The organism is Bacillus sp. BF2-3 (assembly GCF_008368795.1).
In the GTDB taxonomy this organism is placed as follows: Bacteria; Bacillota; Bacilli; order Bacillales; family Bacillaceae_G; genus Bacillus_A; species Bacillus_A cereus.
In genome coordinates, this window is the sequence record NZ_QOSA01000019.1 from 109828 (window position 1) to 132270 (window position 22443).

A 22443-nucleotide genomic window follows, 5' to 3' on the forward strand; every position below is an offset into this window, starting at 1 on the left:
TTTTTATCATATCTCACTTTAAAATTAGTTTGCACCGTAATAATAATATAAGCCTTCTTCACGTTCACGGTCGTTTAGAACAACACCTAACAATTTACCTTTTGCAGATTCCAATAACCCTTTTGCTTTTACTGCTGTTTCTTTCTCTGTTGATTCACTACGAACAACAAGAATGGACGCATCGCATACATTTGCCATAATTTGCGCATCCGTTACAGCTAAAATTGGCGGCATATCAAAAATAACTAAATCGTACATACTGTATGCTTGTCCAAGAAGTTCTTTCATTGATTTTGACCCTAACAATTCTGCTGGATTTGGTGGGATTGGACCACATGCTAAAAAGCTTAGATTATCTATAGATGTCGTTTGTACACATTTCTCTAAACGTTCACTATGTGTTAATACATTCGTGAGTCCAAAAATATTATCTACTTGGAACATTTGATGCATTGCTGGTTTGCGCATATCTGCATCGATTAATAATACCTTTTTTCCTTGTTGAGCAAACACAACTGCCATATTCGCTGTCGTTGTCGTTTTCCCTTCACTTGGGTTTGCAGACGTGACCATTAATGAATGTAAATTCGTATCAATAGCTGCAAATTCAATATTCGTTCGAATATTACGATATTGTTCTGAAATTGGTGATTTCGGTTGTTGATGAGCAATTAACTGACGACGCTGACGATGATTCTTTTTCTTTTTAAATAAATTAAGAGCCAATTGTTTGTCCCCTCACTTTTCTTGATGATGGAGCGTGTGATTTCACGTTCATTGTTTCTTCATCCATACGAGCTACAATTCCTAATACTGGTAAGCCAAGTAAGTTTTCCACATCTTCTTCTTTTTTCACTGTGTTATCTAAGTATTCTAGTAAGAATGCAAGACCAACTGAAGCCATTAAACCAACAACGAAGGCAATTGCTACATTAAGCATAGGTACTGGTTTAATTGGAGATTGGTTTTCTGCAACTTCTGCTTTAGATAATACTGTTACGTTATCAACGTTCATAATTTTTGCAACTTCACCTTTAAATACATCTGCAGTTGCATTTGCAATATCGCGAGCTAGTTTTGGATCTTTATCTTCAGCTGTTACAGAGATTACTTGTGAATCCTTTTCATTCGTAACATTAATCTTCTTTGTTAAAGCTTGGGCTGTCATATTTAAATTTAATTTTTCATTTACTTGATCTAAGATTACTGGACTTTTAATAATAACCTTATATGTATTCGTTAATTGAATATTCGTTTGAATTTCACCAGCTTGAATCATTGCCCCTTCTTGCTTCTTCTGATTCACAAGAATTTGCGTCGAAGATTGATAGATTGGTGTCATGAAGAAAAAGCTAATGATAGCACTTACAATAGCTGCACCAAAGGCGATTACGAGGATCATTGCTAAACGTTTTTTTAAGATATGAAATAACTCTTTTAGACTAATTGTTTCTTCCATAGGTTCCTCCAACTTTCTAAAATTTACACATAGGAAAAATTATAACATATAAATCTTACATTTTTTATTTTTAATAATTCAGTTCTATATTTGTTCACAAGAAACAAGTTTAATCTTACAAAATAATCTTAAATATGACAACACATTCCAATGATTTCCCAAAAATTTTATCATATCATGCTTTTTACACTGTATAACTTGATAAATAATTTTCAGAAAACAAAAAAGCCAACAAAATTTTGTTGGCTTTTTATATTTTAGTAATAACCATACTGCTCTTTTTCTTCTCTTTTATCGTTTAAAACGACTCCAAGTAGTTTGCCTGATGCTTTATCTAATATTTGTTTCGCTTTTACGATTTTATCTTTTTCCGTCTTTTCACTTCGTACAACGAGTACGATTCCATCGCATTTATTCGCAAGTATTTGTGCATCTGTAACCGCAAGGACAGGTGGTGTGTCAATTAATATAATATCAAACATGTTATATGCTTCTAGCAACGCCTCGTCCATTGCCCGGCTCCCTAATAGTTCTGCTGGGTTTGGCGGGATTGGACCTGCTGCCATTAAGTATACGTTCTCTATATCTGTTTTTTGAATGCATTGCATAAGTTTTGCTTGTCCTGATAATAAGTTCGTTAGCCCATTTGAACTATGAATGGCAAATAAGTTTTGTATCGTCGGCTTACGCAAGTCAGCTCCAATTAATAAAACTTTCTTTCCTTGTTGTCCGAAAACAACTGCTAAGTTTGAGATTGTTGTTGTTTTCCCATCACCTGGATCGGCTGAAGTAACAATAATAGAACGAATATGATTATCTACAGATGTAAACTCAATGTTTGTACGAATGTTACGGTATTGTTCTGTAATACGCGATTTAGGCTCTTTATGTGTAATTAATTGTCGTAATGGTTTTCTTTTCTTTCTCCCGAACATATTCATAATCTCCTTTTGTGAAATGCGACATTTCCCTTTTCTCTCTCTTATGCTCGATTTCATACGTCTAATTAATATTCTTGCTGAGTTCCCCACATTTCATCATAATCAATAACATCCTATTTTGTCTTATTTAAGTACCTTAACAATATGACAATGCCCTTATTTCTTTATTACCTTTATCACTTATCCTGTTTTCTAGATAAATAATAAAGTAAGTATATGGTAATTACCATCTATTTACAAGATATTTTCTGATTAGTTTGTATATTATTGTTTAATCGTTATATAGCAGAAATTAAAAAATCCCCTTGTCTTTTCACAAGGAGATTTTTTAGTACTATCTATTCTTTTTTATCACCAATCGCAAATGTAATTTCTGCCTCACATGCAACTTCACCATCTACTGTTGCGATTGCTTTTCCTTTTCCAATTGGGCCGCGTACGCGTGTCATTTCTACTTCTAGACGAAGCTGATCACCTGGTCGTACTTGTTTTTTGAAACGGCAATTGTCGATACCTGCAAAGAAAGCAAGTCTTCCGCGATTTTCTTCTTTCTTTAATACTGCAACTGCTCCGACTTGTGCTAATGCTTCTACAATAAGTACACCAGGCATAACTGCATAGTCAGGGAAGTGTCCGTTAAAGAATTCTTCGTTTGCGGATACATTTTTAATCCCAACCGCTCTTTTACCTTCATCTACTTCTAATATTTTATCAACAAGTAAAAATGGATAGCGGTGAGGAATGATTTCTTTAATTTGTTCTATATTTAGCATGTAACAATCGCCCCTTTTGTAATATTGGTCTTACCACTTGGACATATTGCTATTATCCCATTTTGTTTATTGTTTGTCATTACAAAGTAACATTTTATATTTAGTACAACTTCCTAAAAAAAAATGCACACACTCTATTCCATCAAAATAGTTGCACATTTTTGCAACTGACACGGAGGTGGAAAGGAGTGTATGCCCAAATTAGGGAAAGGCAATATGTATTGAAACATTATTTGCCTTAATGTCGTATTCGACTCATTATATTATAAACGTTTTCAATTAAGGAAATATTAAATTTAACCATATATATGAATATTTTACCTGTTTCCTTCACATTTCTCTATTTTCCTTCCATTTTCGCAAAAAATCAAAATAAAAAAATATAAAAACGAAAAAAAAGAACTAAGGCGTCAGCCTTAGTTCTTTCAAATTATCTCAAAGCACGCTTTGGTAATCTATCGATATTCTCTAACATAATACCTGTACCAACCGCAACGCAGTGCATTGGGTTTTCAGCAATTAATACTGGTACTTTTAGTTCTTCTGCTAAAAGCATGTCGATACCGTGTAGTAAAGCTCCACCGCCTGTTAGAATAACACCGCGGTCGATGATATCTGCAGATAATTCTGGTGGTGTGCGCTCTAATACGCCTTTTGCAGCTTGTACAATAACAGCTGCATTTTCTTTTAATGCTTCTGTAATTTCTTCAGAGCATACTGTAATTGTACGTGGTAAGCCTGTTACCATGTCACGTCCGCGAATTTCAAGCTCTTCGCTACGTGCACCTGGGAATACTGTACCAACTTTAATTTTAATATCTTCTGAAGTACGTTCTCCGATTAATAGCTTATACTTACGTTTAATATAGTTTAAGATCTCCATATCAAACTTATCGCCAGCCATTTTGATAGAGGAAGAGGTAACAATATCACCCATAGATAGTACAGCGATATCTGTTGTACCTCCACCAATATCAACAACCATGTTACCGCTTGGTTGGAAGATTTCCATACCAGCACCAACTGCGGCTACTTTTGGTTCTTCTTCTAAAAATACTGTTTTACCACCTGAACGTTCAGCAGCTTCACGAATTGCTTTTTGTTCTACTGATGTAATATTTGTTGGACAACAAATTAAAATACGAGGTTTTGAAAAGAAGCTCTTTACGTCCAATTTGTTAATGAAATACTTTAACATTGCTTCTGTAATTTCGAAGTCTGCGATTACACCATCTTTAAGTGGACGAATTGCTACAATATTACCCGGTGTACGTCCCACCATACTTCTCGCTTCTTCACCTACTGCTAATACTTTACCACTATTACGATCAATTGCCACAACAGATGGCTCATTTAATACAATACCCTTACCTTTAACATGAATTAATACGTTAGCCGTACCTAGGTCAATTCCGATATCTCGCGCAAACATTCCCGTTTTTTCCTCCTCGATATTCAAAATCAGGTTACACCCGAATTCTTTTCACCTAATTTCTGATTTTATCATAAATTTAACAGAAACGTAATATTCGCAAAAAGAATTCTTCTGAAAAATATTACCGAATGTGAACGGAATGTTTGCTACTGTAACATTATTGACGTACAGGCTTCTCTACATCTTCTTTTCTATACTTTTGCTTTGTTGCTTCTCCACCTCTTAAATGGCGAATAGACTTATGATAATCAAGAATTTCTTTCACTTCATTTGCGAGCTCTGGATTAATTTCTGGTAGACGTTCTGTTAAATCTTTATGGACTGTACTCTTTGATACCCCAAATTCCTTTGCAATGACACGCACTGTCTTTCTTGTCTCCACGATATACTTACCAATCTTGATAGTTCTCTCTTTGATGTAATCGTGCACACCACTCGCCTCCCTAATTTGGATGTGAGAAGGGTGAAATGAGCCTCGCTGCATACGACTAAGAAGTAAGTGTGAGTGCTGTTTGTAAGCGTTAAACATTCTTGGATTTATAATGAAATGATTCACGATTTCTCACCTCAAACACTCTCTTTGCTTTGGTTTATACCATTGTATTGCCCGCACTACTGATATATGCTACATGTTCACTATTTTTGCGGACTAAGTTAAGAAAAATTACGTTTTTTTGTGAGAAATACGTTAACAGTGACTATTTTGACGAAAAAAAATGACACCTTATATGTAAGGCGTCATTCTTCTCTTTCAAACTCTTCTTCTAATAATTGATGGTGGGGAACCTCTTTCTTACCGGCAATATAATAATATAAGGTGAATAAAACAAACAATAAAATAATAGCAGTCGACAGAACAAATAAAAATGACACAGTATCCCCTCCCTTTTGTAATATATATTCGAGAATCTCGTCATTTTTCCTTGTTTTTGCAACTTTTTTCTCGAAATTGAGTATTTTTATATAAAAATAAAAAAATCAGCTCCCCTAGTGGGAACTGATTTTTTCACTTTCTTATTCTTGTGAAGAAGAATCGTTAGATGATTCTGTAGAACCATTTGTTGATTTTTCTTCTTTCTTCGGTTCTTCTTTTTTGTCACTAGTTGAACCGCTTGTTGATTTCTCTTCTTTTTGAGACTTGTCTTCTGTTTTACTTTCTGGTTTCGTGCTCGTTGACTTCTCTTCTTTTTGAGATTTGTCATCAGCTTTTTTACCAGAAGCATTCGTAGCCTTTGCAGCACCTGCATCAGCTTTAATTTCTGTTACTGATTTATTTAAGTAACGTTCAGGGTTCACAGCCACATTGTCTTTACGTACTTCAAAGTGAACGTGAGAGCCTGCCTCTTTATTCATTGCACTTAGACCGGATGTTCCTAATACTTCACCTTGTGCAACTCTTGCACCTTTTTCTACTTTCACACTGCCTAAGCTTTGATAAGATACCGCTACACCATTTCCACTATCAACTGTTACAACATAACCAAGAAGTGAATCTTTTTCAGCTTTCGTTACTGTACCACTTAAAGCAGCAGCAACATTGAATTCTTTTCCATTCTTCGCAGCAATGTCAATTCCTTTGTTCGGGGAATATGTGTTGTTATAAAAGACAAGTGCTTTTTCTTGTTCCGCCTCAGTTGCTGCATCTTCATAGAATTTCTTCTGTACGACTACTTCCGCATTCGCGGCAGCTGGCATTTTCACTACTTCTGAAGATTTCGTTACTGGTACTGCTGGATCTTCCGAGTGTGTATACGGTGTTGCTTGATCGTGGTTTGGATTCTTCTTCGGATTAGCTCCTTGGAACCATAGCGCAACCATTAAGATTACCGCTGCACAAGCAATGTATAGTGCCGGAAACACCCATCTTTTTTGAAATAAATGTACTACCTTTTGCGACTTTTTATTATTTCTTCCTCGCATTCCATCATCACCTCAGCAATCATTTTGAACAATATTCACGTATCCTATACAACGTATAACTAATTACTTTTCGACAAAATCTGTAAAAATATGTATAAGAACTGTAAAATTTCCGAGGAAATGATAGAAAAAAGAAAAAACTGAGCGTTTCGGCTCAGTTTTTAGTCTAATTGTTTCTTTTTATATACGATTAAACATACAACGAGCGATATAATAAGCCAAACTGCAACATTTAATACATGCCCACTAATACTACTAAATCCCGCCCCACCTACTAAGCTTTTAAGTGCTTTCACAATATGAGATGTTGGAAGATATCCAATCATCGTCTTAATTACTTTATTTTCAACCATTGGCTCAAACTGTACAGCCAAATACATCGTCATTAATATCGGCATTCCAATTATTGATGTTTGTGGTACAGAAGATGCAAGTAATCCGATCATTGTTCCAAGTACGATAAACAAAATAGTTCCGCATAAGAATATCAATCCTACCAATGGAAGGTTAATATTTAACTGATCTAAAATGAATAAATTTGCAATACAAATGACCATCGTCAGACCCGATGTTAATAAACTCTTTCCAAGTAGAACTTCAACCGAAGATGCCGGTGATAGCATTAATACACGCAATGTATGTTTTTCTTTTTCTTCTGCAATTACCATAGATTGAACAAAGCCTGCGACAAATAGGAAGGCCGTTATAGTAGTAATACCTAACATTTCCTTTCCCACTCCAAATCTGCTAAACAAAAATGAAAGTATAATTGGTAAAAATGCCATTAACAACACTTGTGAATTTGTCTTAAAATCTTGTACTTCTTTTCTAAAAATAGCTGATACACGTCTCATTGAAAATGTCATTATAATCCCCTCCCAGTAACTTCAATAAAGATATCGCCTAAAGTTGGTTCGTGTGAATGAATAGATAACAGTTCGCCCTTTTTCATCCATTCTGAAATACGTTTTGCGCCTAATTCATCTTTTTGCACTACTTCTTTTTGTTTATCTTTTAATACGACCTCTATTTGATCCTTAGCGTATTGCAAGCGCAGGTTCTCTGGCGTATCAAGCGCTACAATTTCTCCGCCACAAAGGAAGGCAATACGGTTACAAAGCGTTTCTGCTTCGTCCATGTTGTGCGTCGTTAAGAAAATCGTTGTTCCTTCTTTATTTAAGTCTTTTAAGATTTTATGAATATTTTGTACGTTTACTGGATCAAGTGCAGATGTTGGTTCGTCTAAGAAGAGGATATCTGGTTTATGAAGGATTGCTCTAGCTAATGTGACGCGTTGTTTCATTCCCTTTGATAATTTTTTTACTGGTGTTTTTTTATCATCTAATAAATTCACTTGTGCTAGTACTTCATCGATTCGTTCTTTTTTGCAATCATATAAGTCACAAAATAATAGTAAGTTATCATAAATGCTAAGTCTCTCGTATAAACCGCTGTTGTCTGTTAAAATACCAATTCGTTTATAATCGATGCTACTTGGTCCTGTAATATCTTTCCCTAATACTCTTACCGTTCCAACACTATGAAGCAATTGAGAAGTTAAAATTTTTACTGTTGTCGTCTTACCAGATCCACTCGGTCCGAGGAATCCGAATATCTCTCCTCGCTTCACCTCAATATTTACATTTCGAAGTGCCGTTTTTCCGTCGAAACTTTTCATTACATCTTTCATTTCAATTGCCAATGTCATTTCTTCATCCCCTTTGTTTTTCTTCTTTATAGATGAAAGTCGCTTTAGCGCTTTTCGTTCGTTTGTTTCACTTTTCTTGACTCAATCATATGAAAAACAAAGGGTTTACGCAGTAAAATACCGGTAAAAGGAGTATTTTTACCGGTGAATGAATCGCATGTTGAGCTTATTGGAACACTTTTTTATAGCCCAATCACGCCTTTTAATTCATCCATGCGTCCTTTTGAAAGCGGGATTGAACTTTTTCTTTCGTCATCCAAAATTAAACTGAAACTGTTACGAGTCCATGTAATCACTTCTCGTACTCTTTGTAAATTCACAAGATACGAGCGGTGACATCTAAAGAAACCAAAACCTGTTAACCTTGCTTCTAGTTCGCTTAATGTTAATGCACATACGAAATCACCTTCACGAACGTGAATATGTGTTACCCCGTTTTGCGTTTCAATGAAATGGATTTCCATCGGATCAAGTAAAATGATTTTATCGTTCACTTTCGCAGGTATTCTTTCTAACTTCATTTGCGGAATCATTTGAATGACTTTTTCTTCACCGACTTCTTCCACTTCCTCTTGCTCAATTTCTATCTTTTTCACACAATCGTTGTTTAATATGTATACATCCTCTGTTAACGAAAGGGCATCCGATAAAAATGATGACGTAATAAAAATTGCCTTTCCTTGTTCTTTCATTTTCATAATTGCTTTTCGAATAATAACCGTACTCTCTATATCTACATTTTGCTCTGGCTCTTCCAAAATGATTAAATCCGGGTTATGAATCATCATTCGTCCAATATGAAGACGACGTTTCTCTGAAAATGATAGTTTTTCTATTTTAACGTTTAGCTTATCTAGGAGGCCAACAGACTGCACAACTTCTTCTATACTTATCTTTGATTCATAAAGCCCTATTAAAAACTTAAAGTATTCCTTCACCTTCAAACGATCATATGCCTCATCTTTCAAAAAACAAAAACCGATGCGGGAATAATTTTTCTTTCCAATCACTTCTCCTTCAAACAGTACATTGCCAGTCGAAGCTTCTTCTTCACCAATAATAATGCGGTGTAACACTTTAGCTGTATGATTATTGCATTGCAAAACAATACATTGTCCTTTCTCAACCTTTAGCTCAATTGCCGGTAACTGGTTCGTCTTCCCTAATTGTTTCAACTCTAGTAACGCCATTTCATTTCCCCCAAATGCCTTTTTATCCTATTATATCAAACAGTTAATGGAAAATTATGATATTTTAAACAAAAAAATAGGTGCCAGAGTTCTGACACCTATTTCTTCACCATCAATTTCCCTTCATAATCATTCATCGTCTTTATTTCAACGCCTTTATAGTAATGAGCGACGATATCTGTATATTTCTTTCCTTCCGCTGCCATGCCGTTCGCCCCGTATTGACTCATACCAACGCCGTGACCGAAACCTTTCGTCGTAACGATGATTTTATCTCCTTGTTGTTTCCACGTAAAATCAGAAGAACGTAAATCTAACTTTTCACGAACTTCTTTTCCAGTTAATGTTTTTCCTTGAAAAGCTACATCCTTTACGCGCTTTCCTTCCGTAAGGTCTTTAATATTGCCAACCTTTCCGTCTGCTAGCACTTTCACACCGAGACGTTTTTGAAAATCAGCTACTGTAAATGTTTGCTCGCTCGTAAACTTTGGAGAGGCTTGATCCCACGGACTATCTACACTTTTCAAGTACGGATAATCATTTCCCCAATAGTCAGCTGCATTTTCTGTTCGACCATTACTCGTTGAAAAGAAGGATGCTGAAATTGGTTTTCCATCATACGTTAAAACTTGTCCTGCTGTTTTCGAAACGGCTTCTTCGATTTTCTTCAAATTATTTTCGTAGTTATTACCCCATTGCTTCTTCAATTCATCTTTGCTTTTGTACACTTGATCTTTCACCGTATCTGTCACGTCCGCATTATTTTTCTTTCCTCCGCTTAGCATACGTTGTACTACAAATGTTCTCGCTGCTAATGCCTGCGCCTTTAGTGCCTCTATTTCAAAACTGGCATTCATCTCAGAAGCTACTACACCTGTCACATACTCCTCCACTGGTAATGTTTCTACCTTCTTCTGTTTTTCGCGATATACAGCAACTTGAACAGCTGTATCTACTTTTCCTGGAGCTGGTATGCTTTCTATCGCTGGAGGAGTTTTAGAGGCCGTTTCTTCCCCTACTTTTGCTTTCGCAAATGGAATAACAAGGGCTGCAGGTACAATGATAACGAGCGCTATTAAGAGCGCTACTGTAATAAAAAGTGGCTTTGAAAATTTCATCCTATTTTCCCCCAATATAAAAGCTTTACTCCATTCATTCTTATGGAACAACTCTTTCTTTTAGAACATACTTAAAGGGAAGAGTATAAAACAGAAATTTTCTAAATATTTTTACTGGTACGTGCATAAGTATAGAATTTATTGACTATAACAGTAATAACCCAAAAAAATAGCCCCTATGTCAAAAGACATAGAGACTATTTCAATTAAGCGTGAAGATCAGAAACTTCTTGTTCTTTCACTTCTTCTACTTTTTCGTTTACACGTTCAATAGTTGCACCTAATGCAGCTAATTTCTTATGGAAGTTTACATAGCCACGGTCAAGATGTTTTAACTCAGTTACACGAGTATAACCTTCTGATACTAAACCAGCTAAGATTAATGCAGCTGCAGCACGTAAGTCAGTTGCTGCTACTTCAGCACCTTGTAAGCTGTTTGGACCGTTCATAATAACAGAACGACCTTCAATTTTAATATCAGCATTCATACGACGGAATTCTTCAACGTGCATAAAGCGGTTTTCGAATACCGTTTCTGTAATCATGCTTGTTCCATCAGCTTGTAGTAATAATGCCATCATTTGTGATTGCATGTCTGTTGGGAAACCTGGGTGAGGCATAGTTTTAATATCAACCGCTTTTAACTTATCTGGGCCGATAACACGTACACCTTCGTTTTCCTCAATAATTTTAACACCCATTTCTTCCATTTTCGCTGTAATTGAGCGTAAATGTTCAGGTACAGCATTTTCAATTAAGATGTCTCCACCAGTAATTGCTGCTGCAACCATGAATGTTCCCGCTTCAATACGGTCAGGAATAATAGAGTGGTTTGCACCATATAATTTATCAACGCCTTCGATACGAATCGTTCCAGTTCCAGCTCCGCGTACTTTCGCTCCCATCGCATTTAAGAAGTTAGCTAAGTCAACGATTTCTGGTTCTTTCGCTGCGTTTTCAAGAATTGTTGTCCCTTTTGCTAATGTAGCTGCAGACATAATGTTTTCTGTCGCGCCTACGCTTGGGAAGTCTAAGTAGATTTTAGCTCCTTTTAGTTCTCCCTCAACATATGCCTCAACAAAACCGTTACCAACCTGTACTTTTGCTCCCATTGCTTCGAAGCCTTTTAAATGTTGGTCAATTGGACGTGAACCAATTGCACATCCACCAGGAAGTGCAATACGAGCACGACCGTTACGTGCTAATAATGGTCCCATTACTTGAACAGATGCACGCATTTTACGTACATATTCAAATGGTGCTTCAATGTTTAGTTCTTTAGAAGAATCGATTGTTACTTGATTATTTTCAAATACGACTTCAGCATTTAAATGACGTAATACCTCATTAATTGTGTATACATCAGACAAAACTGGTACTTCAGATAGTACATTCTTTCCATCACTCGCTAATAGGGCTGCAGCGATTATAGGTAATACAGCATTTTTTGCGCCCTCAACACGCACTGTGCCGTTTAACCGCTTTCCGCCACGGACGATGATCTTTTCCAAATTATTCCCCTCCGTGTCCTTTTTTCAGTATCTATTCACTCAATACTCAGAAGTTATGATCGGTGTGCCAACCACAATTGTATCTTTGTTGTCTGTAGAACGTATTGCTATTTGCACATTTATTTTCTCTCTATTTGTTGAAAGAGCGTCATCCCACTTTTTATTGTATGCGGAGACTGACACAAATGCTCTTTCTTCTACTTGTTCGATCGCTCTTGCTGAAAGATCTTTCAAAACCTGATTGGTTTTATTTTGCAAAACACCTTCAATCTTATCATTCAGTACACCTTGAACACAAGTGTAAATTATAGGTTTTTCACTAAAAATTTTATTCATGTTTTGAACATACTTCGGGTCCCATTTCGCCCCACTTACTTCAAAGATAATGAAAGTGTTTTCTTTAGTATTTTCTTTACTCCAAGTTACTACTACTCGTTCTTCATAAGAAGAAAGCTTTTTATAGGATGTAGCTTTATATCCATCTGGAGATTGCTCTACTTCCCACTTTTGAATATTTGCCTTTTCCTTCACATCGTTTAACAACTTTTGAAACGTATGTATGTTAGAAATTGTTTTTGTTTCTCTCGCTAACCATGACCATTTTTCTACTTTAGCATCATTTTTCTCTAAAGCCTTGATCATGCTCTCCATTTTCTGTTCATCGCTTATCGGTTTCATCTCTCTATATCCAACCAAAAATAAAACAACACTAAGTGCAACAATAAGAATGGCTTTAAGCTTCAATTTCATCCCCTCCTATCCCCATTGTTAACGGAGATTTGAGGTTCTATACACTTACTTTACTAAATACGTTAAACTCTTCGAATAGCCTAAATAATCAAGGAAAAAGTTACTTACAGATGTCCCAATTGCAATTGTAATTAAGATGAGTAATACTCTCGTCTGCAGCACTTTTCCGGACTTCATTAAACGCTCAATGTGAATGCCTTGTAAGGCCCACCACGTAATGGTAATAAACAATAAATGCGAAACAATGGCAATCAGTGCTTGTTGCCCTAAAAGTTGTGCCAAAAAATCGACCCCTTTTTACTCAGCTACTACTTATGAAAGAATATAAAAACGATACCATAATAAGTAGGAGCTACACTTTTTCAAATGCACATAGACATCTTACATTTTACATCGTGATTTTCTTTCCAAAAACGTATATCTACATTACAAGTTAACACAAAATAAAAAGCGCAGAGTACTGACTCCACACCTTTTATTTTCACTATTGTACCACGTTCCCTAAGAAGAAGAAATCTTTCATTAATGGAAAATATTCATAAAAGAAATTGTACCCAATCATCGGCATAATCCCTAGTATTACAATCGAAATTGCACAAAGACTCATAACAACCTTTATATTTAACGGTAACCGTATTCTCTCTTCTGTCTCTCCGGTGCGGAAAAACATTTGTTGTAAAATACGGAAATAATATACGAATGAAACAACTGTCGTACCCATCATAATCGAAGCTAGTACGTAATGTGCTGGCTCTACATGAAGTGCGCCTAAAAAGATATTAATCTTTCCAATGAAGCCAGCCGTTCCTGGTATCCCAGCCAACGATAAAATAAAAATTGTCATCATTATCGCTGTAAATGGCGACCTTTTATATAAACCTGTGAAAATTGTTATATTTTCCTCATTATTTTGTAAGATTAAGCCATGGATGATAGCAAATGCCCCTATATTCATAAGCATGTATGCCAGCATATAAAACCATATGCTATCCATCGTAAATGGTGATAATGCCACAAGTGGAACGAGTAAATATCCTGCATGAGCAATGCCCGAATAAGCAAATAAACGCTTTATATTGTATTGTTTTAATGCGACTACATTCCCAACAATCATCGTAATACTTGCTAGCACCGCAATATATATACTCATATGCCCATATAAAGATTGCATATCTCCTTGTATTAATACACTTGCAAAGATCATAAGGAACAAACGAATAATGAGTAGGAACCCGGCAATTTTAGAAATCGTTCCAAGAAAAGCAGTAACTGGTGTAGCCGCTCCTTCATACACATCAGGTGCCCACATATGAAACGGCACTGTGGCAATTTTAAATGAGAGACCAACTAGCAATAAAAGAAATGCGAGAGCTAACAATAACTGAATACCACTAGCGAGTTCCCCAGTGAGTACCTTTTGCATATCTACAATGTTAGTTGAACCTGTAATACCGTATAAATAACTCATTCCGAAGAGCGTAATCGCCGTTCCAATTCCTCCGCTAATGACGTATTTCATTGCCGCTTCATTTGATGCACGGCTCTTTTTTCGTATTCCTACTAAAATATAAGAAGAAAGTGAAAGTAACTCCAAGCCAACGAAAAGGGTAATAAAATCTACACTAGAAGCCATGAACATCGCACCAAGAAGTGCCATTAAAAATAAGTAATAATATTCACCTTTATCTTCGATTGGATTCTTCTTATCATCGCTCATTGCGGTGCATAAAATGAGGGCTGAGGCACCTAATAGTAACGTTTTAAACCCTTTTGAAAATCCATCTAACACAAACGATCCATTTAAAATATCTCCTGCCGGTTCGCTATATAGAGTAATTAATGACACGATTGCTAATACGATGGCAGCAATCGCACCAAGAGCTACATATCTATGGTTCAACTTAAAAAACAAATCACATATGGAAAGGAGGATGGCGACGCCGAGAATAATAAATTCTGGCACCATTAGATGCCACGATAAGCTAAGTAACGTATTCATATCCATCCTACTTCACCCCCAATGTTTTCAATGTATTTTGAAGCGGATCCCCTAGTATTTCTGGCATAACTCCAATTGCAATAATACAAACGATAAGTAGTAAAACAGGGACATACTCCCATCCGTGTATATCAGATTTTGCTTCCCACTCTTTCTTTCCAAATGTCACTTGAAGTGTCGCCCTTAATACATATACAGCGGTTAAAATGATGCCAATCACACCGACTGCAGCAATGACGGGCTCTCCTTGAAATAAACCAAGAAAGGCAAGAAATTCACTAACAAACCCAGACATCCCTGGTAATCCGAGCGATGCCATTCCTCCTGCTAAGAAGAAGCCGCTAAGTACTGGGACACTTTTTGCGAGTCCACCAAGCGCTGTAATGTCTGATGTTCCGAAACGTTGTTCTATAACACCGAGTAAGAAAAACAGCAAGGCTGCAATTAAACCGTGCGATACAACCTGGAATAACGCTCCTTGTGTACCAGGTGCATTAAGTGACGCAAGTCCCATTAACACAATTCCCATATGCGAAATACTAGAGTAAGCCAGTACTTTCCTAAAGTCTGTTTGGATGAGCGCTAAAAAGGCACCGTATAATAAATTAATTACGCCTAATATCGCAATTAGTGTTGCAACATCGTGAAAATATTCCGGGAATAGCCCTTTCCCGAAGCGAATAATACCGTACGCTCCAATCTTCAGCAAAACACCCGCATGAAGCATAACTACAGCTGGATGCGCTTCTATGTGTACATTGACCATCCAGCGGTGCAACGGAAAAACAGGTAGTTTAATTGCAAAAGCAATCATTATGGCAATAAATACACTAAGCTGCAAACTAATTGGGATGACGAGTGCTCCCTCTGCGTTTACGCTTCTTAATATCTCTTTCAGCTCCACAATATTTGTTGTACCTGTTTTCGCGAACAAAATTGAGAAAACAATGAGCAAAATAGCTGAGCCAATACCGTTATATATTAAATAACTATACGCAGCCTTTTCACTCGACAATTTCCCCCACTTTCCAATTAATAAGAACATTGGTGGCAACGTAATTTCAAAGAAGATAAAAAACAACATTAAGTTTTGAGCAGCAAAGACGCCGAGCATTCCTATTTCTAGCATGAGTAACAGCATATAAAATGCTTTTAAATTTCTTTTAATAGAAAAGGCTGCAATTGCTGCAAGCGTTGCTAGAAGAGCCGTCAGTACCATCATGACAAGCGACAAACCATCAATACCGAGCTCGTAATAAATAGAAAACCACCTTTTATCTACCGCTGTAAAATCGCCGAACTTAATCCATTTCATCTTTTCATCGAATAGTGACAAATTCTTTCCAGAAGCATATGTACAAGCGAGGACGATAGCGATTCCAAATGGAAGTGCCGTCCCAAATAGGCCAAGCGCTCGCACTGTACGCAATTCCTTTTTCGGTGTTAATACAAGCAATAAAATTCCTAAAAGCGGGGAAAAAATGAAGAACGTTAACAACAAATCATTCATCGTAAATCCCCTCCCGTATAGAGCAAAATAATGACGAGTACAGCGAGCGAAACCGCCGTTACAGTACCGTACACTTGTACATTCCCGTTTTGAAGTTTCGATCCAAGGTTACTTGTGCCTTTCACTACACTTGCAATTAAAACTGCAATTCCTTCGACTACATACAATTCAAATAAGCGAAGCACATGAGCGATTCCTTTCGTAATAGGGATCACCGTCATGTTGTATAGTTCATCCACATAATATTTTTCTTTCAAAAGATTATAAAGCGATGTTTCCGTACCCCCAGCCCAATTCCTAGAAATTGATTTCTTGCTATATATGAAATATGCAAGAGCGATTCCCGCAAATGAAACGAGTGTCGCAACAATCATAATCCAAACTGGTCCATGCGCTTCTTCAACCTTAAACCCTACATCTTTCGTCAACCAATCTCCGAGAAACGTCCCAAACCATGGTGTATTTATATATCCTACCACTACTGCGAGAACGCCGAGAACAATCATTGGATACGTCATAACGCGAGGCGATTCATGCACTTCTTCCTTCGTCTTCGTTTCTCCAGTAAAGACAAGAAAGTATAGGCGGAACATATAGAACGCTGTTAAAAACGCCGCAATTACCGCTAAAGTAAATAAAACGTAATTGCCATTCATCCACGTCACCGCTAAAATTTCATCTTTGCTGAAAAAACCGGAAAGCAGCGGAACACCGCTAATGGCAAGGGTACCTATTAAAAATAGCGTACCAGTTACTTTCATCTTCTTCTGTAAACCGCCCATTTTATTAATGTTTTGCGTATGCACAGCATGAATTACACTTCCTGCCGCCAAAAATAGTAGTGCTTTAAAAAAAGCATGTGTCGTTAAATGGAATATACCAGCTACATAACCGGCAGAACCTAACGCGAGCATCATATACCCGAGCTGGCTAACTGTAGAATAAGCAAGCACCCTCTTTATATCTGTTTGCACAAGACCGATAGAGGCCGCAAAGATTGCAGTGAAAGCTCCAACGATTGCCACTGTCTGCATCGCCACTGTACTTGCTGAAAATAGAGGGAACATCGTCGCTACTAAATATACGCCAGCTGCGACCATCGTCGCCGCGTGAATAAGTGCCGAAACGGGCGTTGGCCCTTCCATTGCATCTGGCAACCACGTATGAAGCGGGAACTGACCTGATTTCCCCATCGCCCCGATAAAAATTAATATCGCTGTTATTGTAATCATGTAAGGAGGTAGATCCCCTGTATAAATCGCCCTAAATATTGCGTCATATTCAAAACTACCTGCGTACCAAAAAATTAAAATCATCCCGATAAATAAACCAACATCCCCAATACGGGTCATAATAAAAGCCTTTTTTGCAGCAGCCTTCGCTTCTTCTTTAAAGAAATAAAAACCGATAAGTAAAAATGAGCCAAGGCCAACTAATTCCCAAAATATATAAAGTTGTAATAAATTCGTTGATATAACAAGCCCTAACATCGCAAATGTAAAGAGTCCTAAATATGCGTAAAAGGTTGGTAATCGTTCATCACCTTTCATATAACCTTTCGAATACACATGTACAAGTAGACTCACAAGCGTCACGATAAATAACATTAAAGCTCCTAATGCAGTCACTTCAAAGCCGAATGATATATCCACATCTCCAGCTCTAAGCCACACCCACTTATGCTTCACGCTTGCTTCTGAAAACCTTTCTATTAACACAAGTACCGCAAGTATAAAGGAGAGAAAGACGAAAAAAATACTAAGTACGCTGCTTCCTTCTCTAATTTTCTTCCCGAATATAATAAGTAACAAAAACGAAACGAGTGGGAAAAGCGGTATGAGCCATGCATAATCGATCATTGTTTCCTTCCCCCTTTTTCGGTCACAATGCTATCCTTTGAGCGTATCCATTTCATCCACCTGAACTGTCGTACGATTACGATATAAAGCAATTAAAATAGCGAGTCCTACCGCCGCTTCCGCTGCCGCTACAGCCATCGTAAACAGTGAGAAAATTTGACCTGTTAAATTCGGAAATAAGCCTAATTTACTAAACGCCACTAAGTTTAAATTGGCAGCATTCAGCATTAATTCGATACAAACTAATACGATTACTGTATTCCGCTTTGTTAAAGCTCCAAATAAACCGATGCAAAACAAAATAATCGCAAGTGTTAAATATGCAGAAGCTGGAACGCTACTCATTGGAATCCTCCTCTTTCTCGTCCTTTTTCGCAAGTATAATTGCGCCAACGAGTGCTACAAGTAAAATAACTGAAGTTAGTTCAAATGGAATAATATATTTTGAATAGAGAAGCGTACCGATTTGAAGTGTGTTGTTTTCATGGAGAGGTAAACTTCCTTGTGTGCTTTCATTTGCAAAATCAACATTATTAACAGCGAAATACATAACTGCTCCAAATGCTACAACTGCAAAGAAGATAATCCATTTTCGAAGAGTAAGACGCGATTCATTTTCCGCGTTATGTTTCGTTAACATAATGCCGAAAATCATAATAATTGTGATTGCACCAGAGTAAAGTAAAATTTGTGCAACGCCTATAAATTCGGCTGACAAAAGAAAATACAAACCTGCAATGCTGAGAAATGTCAGAACGAGAGCTAGCATCATGTGCATAACTTTCGTTAAGTTCAACATAAGAACACCGCCGATAATTGCAGACAAGGATAGTATAAAGAATGCTACAAACTCGCCATTCATGCCTTATTCTCCTTCCTGACGTTTTCGTCGTTTTCGTCAAGCCACTGCAAATTTTTAAATAAGTCATCACGTGAATATTCCGCGAGTTCAAAGTTATTTGTCATGACAATTGCCTCTGTCGGACAAACTTCTGTACATAAATCACAAAGAATACAAATTTCAAAATTAATATCATACGTGTCGATAATTTTTCCTTTTTTCGTAGGATCCGGATGTTTCTTTCCTGTTAACTGAATACAGTCTGTCGGACAAATGTTAGAGCACTGATTACAAACAATACATTTCTCCGGATAAAATTTTTGAATCCCCCGAAAACGGTCTGGCAACGGCAACGGTTGATTTGGATAATCATACGTTACCTTCTTCTTGCTCAAATTACTTAATGTATATTTTAACCCTTTAAATAGTCCTTTCATCTCTTACTGGCACCCCCCTCATAGATTAGAAGAATAACTCCTTAATCAATGCCGTTAAGAAAATATTTGCAAGTGCAATCGGCAATAATACTTTCCATCCAAACTCCATTAACTGGTCACCTCTTATACGCGGGAACGTAACGCGGAACCAAATTAATAGAAAGACTACACTGCTAAATTTCAAAGCAAACCATACGGCACCTGGGATAAATCCAAGAAACATGACTGGATTCCATCCGCCTAAAAAGAGCACTGTAATTAACGATGCCATCCCGAAGAAATATACGTACTCTGAAAGCATGAAAAACGCCCAGCGAAAACCTGAGTATTCCGTATGATATCCAGAAACAAGTTCTGACTCCGCTTCCGGCAAATCGAATGGCGTCCTATTTAACTCTGCAACTGCTGCGATTAAGAAAACGACGAATCCAATTGGCTGTACGAAAATGTACCAGACCCTCTCCTGCGCCGCTACAATCTCATTTAAATTCAGACTACCAGCTAGCAAAACGATGCCAATTACACTCATTACGAGCGGAATCTCATAAGAAATCATTTGCGCCGCCGCACGCATCCCTCCTAAAAGGGAATATTTATTATTCGATGCCCATCCCCCAGTTACAACACCTATCGTCGTAATACCGGAAACAGCAATATAATAAAGTAGCCCGACTCCAATATCTGCAAATTGAAATTTATCAGTGAACGGGATAACCGCAAGCACCATAAATGCTGGTGCAAATGCAATGACAGGCGCTAATATAAACAGCGGTTTATCTGCTGCTTTCGGAATACTATCTTCTTTCAATAATAGTTTTAAAACATCAGCTACCGTTTGCAGTAAACCGAATCGGCCTCCAACCTGGTTTGGTCCAATCCGCCCTTGCATAAACCCCATCACTTTCCGTTCTGCCAAAATTCCATATGTAACGAAGCCAAGGACTGCAAATAGTAGAAGTACCGCTAATCCGAAAAAAATGAAGAAATTCGTCCAGCTTGAAGGTGATTGTAAGAGCGTCTCAATCATTAGCCATCAACCTCCCCAAGTACAATATCAACTCCACCTAAAATCGTAATTAAATTAGCGATGTTTTCACCTTTCAATAACTTCGGTAAAATTTGCAAGTTATAAAAAGATGGCCTACGAAACTTCAAACGGTACGGCTCTTTCTTTCCGTCACTTGCGATATAACAACCAATCTCTCCGCGCGGCGATTCGATACGTACAAATGCTTCTCCCTTAGGTGCCTTAATAATTTTCGGTACTTTTGCCAGCACAGCTCCATCTTTCGGGAACTGCTGAACCGCTTGCTCAACAATCTTTAAAGACTCCTCGATTTCTTGCATTCGGCAAACGTAGCGATCCCAAGCATCTCCCACGCTTCCAACAGGAATATCAAAATCAAAACGATCATAAATCGAATACGGCTCATCTTTGCGAAGATCCCAGTTTACTCCAGTGCACCGCAAATTTGCTCCGCTTAAAGAATACGAGATTGCTTCTTCCGCGCTATATATACCAACGCCTTTCACACGATTTAAGAAAATCTCATTACCGCTAACAAGATCGTGATACCCTGCTAATTGCTCCCTCATATACGGAACAAACTCTTCCACCTTTTCAATCCAACCATCTGGCGCATCCCACTTCACACCGCCAACTCTCATATAGTTAAAAGTAAGCCGTGCCCCGCATAATTCATTTAATAAATTTATAATCATCTCTCGTTCACGAAACGCGTACAAAAACGGGCTGACCGCTCCTATATCAAGAAGATTCGTCCCCCACCAAACGAGATGACTCGCAATTCTTCCTAACTCCATCGCAAGTACTCGCAAGTATTCGGCACGCTCTGGAATTTCAAGCCCCATCATCGTCTCTACAGCATGGCAAATGACGTAATTATTCGTCATGGCTGATAAATAGTCCATTCGATCTGTATAAGGGATAATTTGCGTATACTGTAAGCTCTCAGCGATCTTTTCGGTCCCGCGATGCAAATATCCAATAACAGGTGTAGCTTCTTTAATAATTTCCCCGTCAATCTTAATTACGAGCCTGAACACACCATGTGTACTCGGATGCTGAGGTCCTACATTCAAAAGCATCTCTTCCGTGCGGATCATAGCTACACCTCCACATCATACGGTTCATAGTCTTTTCTAAGCGGATATCCTACCCAATCATCTGGCATTAAAATACGCGTTAAATTCGGATGCCCTTTAAATACAATGCCGAGCAAATCATATGCTTCTCGCTCCGGCCAGTCAGCTCCTTTCCAAAGCGCTGTCACAGATTCGACTTGCGGCGCTTCCCGGTCTAGCTTTACCTTCACCGCTACCGATTGTTTCTTGCTATATGAAAACAAATGAACATACACTTCCATATGTGTCACAAAATCCGTCGCATGTAGCTCTGACATATAATCAAAAGCAAGTCCCTCATGGAATCGCAGTGACTCCATCACTTCATAATACTTTTCTGGATCCACCACAAGAGTTGGCACATCCTTTGACAGTTTATTAATGTAGGAATCTACTAATGCACCCTCTCCTAACTTCTCCCTAATAGCCTCAACATACTGATTTAAATACGGCTGATTTACGGACGGTTCTTCCTGCTTCGGCTCATCCTCTTTCTTACCTTCAGCTCCCTTTGTCTTCGCTCTTGCAGCCGCTGCAATTGCCTTTGCCTTTTCATCTCCCGAATCCCCATCACCTTGCGAGGCTTTCTGCTTCGCCAATGCTGCCGCTTTCGCCTTTGCCGCCGCCACCGCTTTTGCCTTGGCTTTCGCTTTTTCTTCTTCCGTTACTTCTTCGGTTCCTTCTCTTTTCTGCTTCGCCAATGCTGCCGCTTTTGCCTTTGCCGCTGCTGCTGCCTTTGCCTTGGCTTTCGCTTTTTCTTCTTCCGTTACTTCTTCTGTCCCTTCTCTTTTCTGCTTCGCTAACGCTGCCGCTTTTGCCTTTGCAGCTGCTGCTGCCTTCGCCTTGG

General features: G+C 37.8%; 24 protein-coding genes. All 24 read right to left on the minus strand.

Features of this window, described 5'->3' with window-relative positions:
- Positions 1-24: 24 nt before the first annotated feature.
- A complete protein-coding gene (locus DN401_RS15385; RefSeq protein WP_098212612.1) occupies positions 25-726 on the minus strand; it encodes a CpsD/CapB family tyrosine-protein kinase in 702 nt (233 codons plus the stop codon).
- On the minus strand, positions 716-1459 hold the full coding sequence (locus DN401_RS15390) for a YveK family protein (protein WP_098212613.1): 744 nt from the start codon (positions 1457-1459) through the stop codon (positions 716-718). Before DN401_RS15390 ends, DN401_RS15385 begins: the two co-directional genes overlap by 11 nt.
- 257 nt (positions 1460-1716) lie before the next feature.
- Positions 1717-2394: a CpsD/CapB family tyrosine-protein kinase gene (locus DN401_RS15395; protein WP_000467938.1), complete on the minus strand. Its 678-nt coding sequence runs from the start codon at positions 2392-2394 to the stop codon at positions 1717-1719.
- A 344-nt stretch (positions 2395-2738) separates the two neighbouring features.
- On the minus strand, positions 2739-3173 hold the full coding sequence (gene fabZ, locus DN401_RS15400; RefSeq protein WP_000931959.1) for a 3-hydroxyacyl-ACP dehydratase FabZ: 435 nt from the start codon (positions 3171-3173) through the stop codon (positions 2739-2741).
- 430 nt (positions 3174-3603) lie between these two features.
- Complete coding sequence (gene mreB / locus DN401_RS15405) at positions 3604-4605, minus strand: rod shape-determining protein (RefSeq protein ID WP_000457978.1); 1002 nt, start codon at positions 4603-4605, stop codon at positions 3604-3606.
- A gap of 160 nt (positions 4606-4765) precedes the next feature.
- Complete coding sequence (spoIIID, locus tag DN401_RS15410; protein ID WP_000544012.1) at positions 4766-5038, minus strand: sporulation transcriptional regulator SpoIIID; 273 nt, start codon at positions 5036-5038, stop codon at positions 4766-4768.
- A gap of 308 nt (positions 5039-5346) precedes the next feature.
- Positions 5347-5481, minus strand: a complete 135-nt coding sequence (locus DN401_RS15415) for a hypothetical protein (protein ID WP_000008901.1) — start codon at positions 5479-5481, stop codon at positions 5347-5349.
- A gap of 141 nt (positions 5482-5622) precedes the next feature.
- Complete coding sequence (locus DN401_RS15420) at positions 5623-6528, minus strand: stage II sporulation protein SpoIIQ (protein WP_149287834.1); 906 nt, start codon at positions 6526-6528, stop codon at positions 5623-5625.
- A gap of 161 nt (positions 6529-6689) precedes the next feature.
- Positions 6690-7394 (minus strand): ABC transporter permease, encoded by a 705-nt coding sequence (locus tag DN401_RS15425; protein ID WP_000144450.1) that lies wholly within the window; start codon positions 7392-7394, stop codon positions 6690-6692.
- Positions 7394-8236 (minus strand): ABC transporter ATP-binding protein, encoded by an 843-nt coding sequence (locus DN401_RS15430; RefSeq protein WP_098570044.1) that lies wholly within the window; start codon positions 8234-8236, stop codon positions 7394-7396. Before DN401_RS15430 ends, DN401_RS15425 begins: the two co-directional genes overlap by 1 nt.
- A gap of 182 nt (positions 8237-8418) precedes the next feature.
- Positions 8419-9426: a LytTR family transcriptional regulator DNA-binding domain-containing protein gene (locus tag DN401_RS15435; RefSeq protein ID WP_060851502.1), complete on the minus strand. Its 1008-nt coding sequence runs from the start codon at positions 9424-9426 to the stop codon at positions 8419-8421.
- Between the two features lie 98 nt (positions 9427-9524).
- Complete coding sequence (gene spoIID, locus DN401_RS15440; protein ID WP_000672663.1) at positions 9525-10544, minus strand: stage II sporulation protein D; 1020 nt, start codon at positions 10542-10544, stop codon at positions 9525-9527.
- Between the two features lie 206 nt (positions 10545-10750).
- Positions 10751-12055, minus strand: a complete 1305-nt coding sequence (murA, locus tag DN401_RS15445; protein ID WP_000411274.1) for a UDP-N-acetylglucosamine 1-carboxyvinyltransferase — start codon at positions 12053-12055, stop codon at positions 10751-10753.
- A gap of 39 nt (positions 12056-12094) precedes the next feature.
- Entirely contained in the window at positions 12095-12799 is a 705-nt protein-coding gene (locus tag DN401_RS15450) for a YwmB family TATA-box binding protein (protein ID WP_000767916.1), read from the minus strand.
- A gap of 51 nt (positions 12800-12850) precedes the next feature.
- Entirely contained in the window at positions 12851-13087 is a 237-nt protein-coding gene (locus DN401_RS15455) for a DUF1146 family protein (protein WP_000057889.1), read from the minus strand.
- Between the two features lie 202 nt (positions 13088-13289).
- Positions 13290-14804 (minus strand): NADH-quinone oxidoreductase subunit NuoN, encoded by a 1515-nt coding sequence (gene nuoN / locus DN401_RS15460; protein WP_370512899.1) that lies wholly within the window; start codon positions 14802-14804, stop codon positions 13290-13292.
- A 7-nt stretch (positions 14805-14811) separates the two neighbouring features.
- Positions 14812-16314 carry an NADH-quinone oxidoreductase subunit M gene (locus tag DN401_RS15465; RefSeq protein ID WP_086692209.1) on the minus strand — a complete coding sequence of 501 codons (1503 nt, stop codon included), beginning with the start codon at positions 16312-16314 and terminating at the stop codon, positions 14812-14814.
- On the minus strand, positions 16311-18173 hold the full coding sequence (gene nuoL / locus DN401_RS15470) for an NADH-quinone oxidoreductase subunit L (RefSeq protein ID WP_048538353.1): 1863 nt from the start codon (positions 18171-18173) through the stop codon (positions 16311-16313). The genes DN401_RS15465 and nuoL overlap by 4 nt, the downstream gene beginning before the upstream one ends.
- A 30-nt stretch (positions 18174-18203) precedes the next feature.
- Positions 18204-18518 carry an NADH-quinone oxidoreductase subunit NuoK gene (nuoK, locus tag DN401_RS15475; protein WP_000100079.1) on the minus strand — a complete coding sequence of 105 codons (315 nt, stop codon included), beginning with the start codon at positions 18516-18518 and terminating at the stop codon, positions 18204-18206.
- A complete protein-coding gene (locus DN401_RS15480; protein ID WP_001012812.1) occupies positions 18511-19035 on the minus strand; it encodes an NADH-quinone oxidoreductase subunit J in 525 nt (174 codons plus the stop codon). Before DN401_RS15480 ends, nuoK begins: the two co-directional genes overlap by 8 nt.
- Positions 19032-19451: an NADH-quinone oxidoreductase subunit NuoI gene (gene nuoI / locus DN401_RS15485; protein ID WP_000677191.1), complete on the minus strand. Its 420-nt coding sequence runs from the start codon at positions 19449-19451 to the stop codon at positions 19032-19034. Before nuoI ends, DN401_RS15480 begins: the two co-directional genes overlap by 4 nt.
- A 25-nt stretch (positions 19452-19476) precedes the next feature.
- On the minus strand, positions 19477-20478 hold the full coding sequence (gene nuoH / locus DN401_RS15490; protein ID WP_000573432.1) for an NADH-quinone oxidoreductase subunit NuoH: 1002 nt from the start codon (positions 20476-20478) through the stop codon (positions 19477-19479).
- Complete coding sequence (nuoD, locus tag DN401_RS15495) at positions 20478-21578, minus strand: NADH-quinone oxidoreductase subunit NuoD (protein WP_000621434.1); 1101 nt, start codon at positions 21576-21578, stop codon at positions 20478-20480. Before nuoD ends, nuoH begins: the two co-directional genes overlap by 1 nt.
- Positions 21579-21580: 2 nt before the next feature.
- Positions 21581-22443: NADH-quinone oxidoreductase subunit C (locus tag DN401_RS15500; RefSeq protein ID WP_149287836.1), on the minus strand; the 863-nt coding region annotated here is incomplete at its 5' end.

What these genes read in the sequence shown, in the direction of transcription:
- DN401_RS15390 (WP_098212613.1), bottom strand. Translation starts at nt 1,459, where the DNA reads ATGGAAGAAACAATTAGTCTAAAAGAGTTATTTCATATCTTAAAAAAA.
- DN401_RS15395 (WP_000467938.1), bottom strand. Translation starts at nt 2,394, where the DNA reads ATGTTCGGGAGAAAGAAAAGAAAACCATTACGACAATTAATTACACAT.
- fabZ (WP_000931959.1), bottom strand. Translation starts at nt 3,173, where the DNA reads ATGCTAAATATAGAACAAATTAAAGAAATCATTCCTCACCGCTATCCA.
- mreB (WP_000457978.1), bottom strand. Translation starts at nt 4,605, where the DNA reads ATGTTTGCGCGAGATATCGGAATTGACCTAGGTACGGCTAACGTATTA.
- DN401_RS15420 (WP_149287834.1), bottom strand. Translation starts at nt 6,528, where the DNA reads ATGCGAGGAAGAAATAATAAAAAGTCGCAAAAGGTAGTACATTTATTT.
- DN401_RS15425 (WP_000144450.1), bottom strand. Translation starts at nt 7,394, where the DNA reads ATGACATTTTCAATGAGACGTGTATCAGCTATTTTTAGAAAAGAAGTA.
- DN401_RS15430 (WP_098570044.1), bottom strand. Translation starts at nt 8,236, where the DNA reads ATGACATTGGCAATTGAAATGAAAGATGTAATGAAAAGTTTCGACGGA.
- DN401_RS15435 (WP_060851502.1), bottom strand. Translation starts at nt 9,426, where the DNA reads ATGGCGTTACTAGAGTTGAAACAATTAGGGAAGACGAACCAGTTACCG.
- spoIID (WP_000672663.1), bottom strand. Translation starts at nt 10,544, where the DNA reads ATGAAATTTTCAAAGCCACTTTTTATTACAGTAGCGCTCTTAATAGCG.
- nuoN (WP_370512899.1), bottom strand. Translation starts at nt 14,804, where the DNA reads ATGAATACGTTACTTAGCTTATCGTGGCATCTAATGGTGCCAGAATTT.
- DN401_RS15465 (WP_086692209.1), bottom strand. Translation starts at nt 16,314, where the DNA reads ATGAATGATTTGTTGTTAACGTTCTTCATTTTTTCCCCGCTTTTAGGA.
- nuoL (WP_048538353.1), bottom strand. Translation starts at nt 18,173, where the DNA reads ATGATCGATTATGCATGGCTCATACCGCTTTTCCCACTCGTTTCGTTT.
- nuoK (WP_000100079.1), bottom strand. Translation starts at nt 18,518, where the DNA reads ATGAGTAGCGTTCCAGCTTCTGCATATTTAACACTTGCGATTATTTTG.
- DN401_RS15480 (WP_001012812.1), bottom strand. Translation starts at nt 19,035, where the DNA reads ATGAATGGCGAGTTTGTAGCATTCTTTATACTATCCTTGTCTGCAATT.
- nuoI (WP_000677191.1), bottom strand. Translation starts at nt 19,451, where the DNA reads ATGAAAGGACTATTTAAAGGGTTAAAATATACATTAAGTAATTTGAGC.
- nuoH (WP_000573432.1), bottom strand. Translation starts at nt 20,478, where the DNA reads ATGATTGAGACGCTCTTACAATCACCTTCAAGCTGGACGAATTTCTTC.
- nuoD (WP_000621434.1), bottom strand. Translation starts at nt 21,578, where the DNA reads ATGATCCGCACGGAAGAGATGCTTTTGAATGTAGGACCTCAGCATCCG.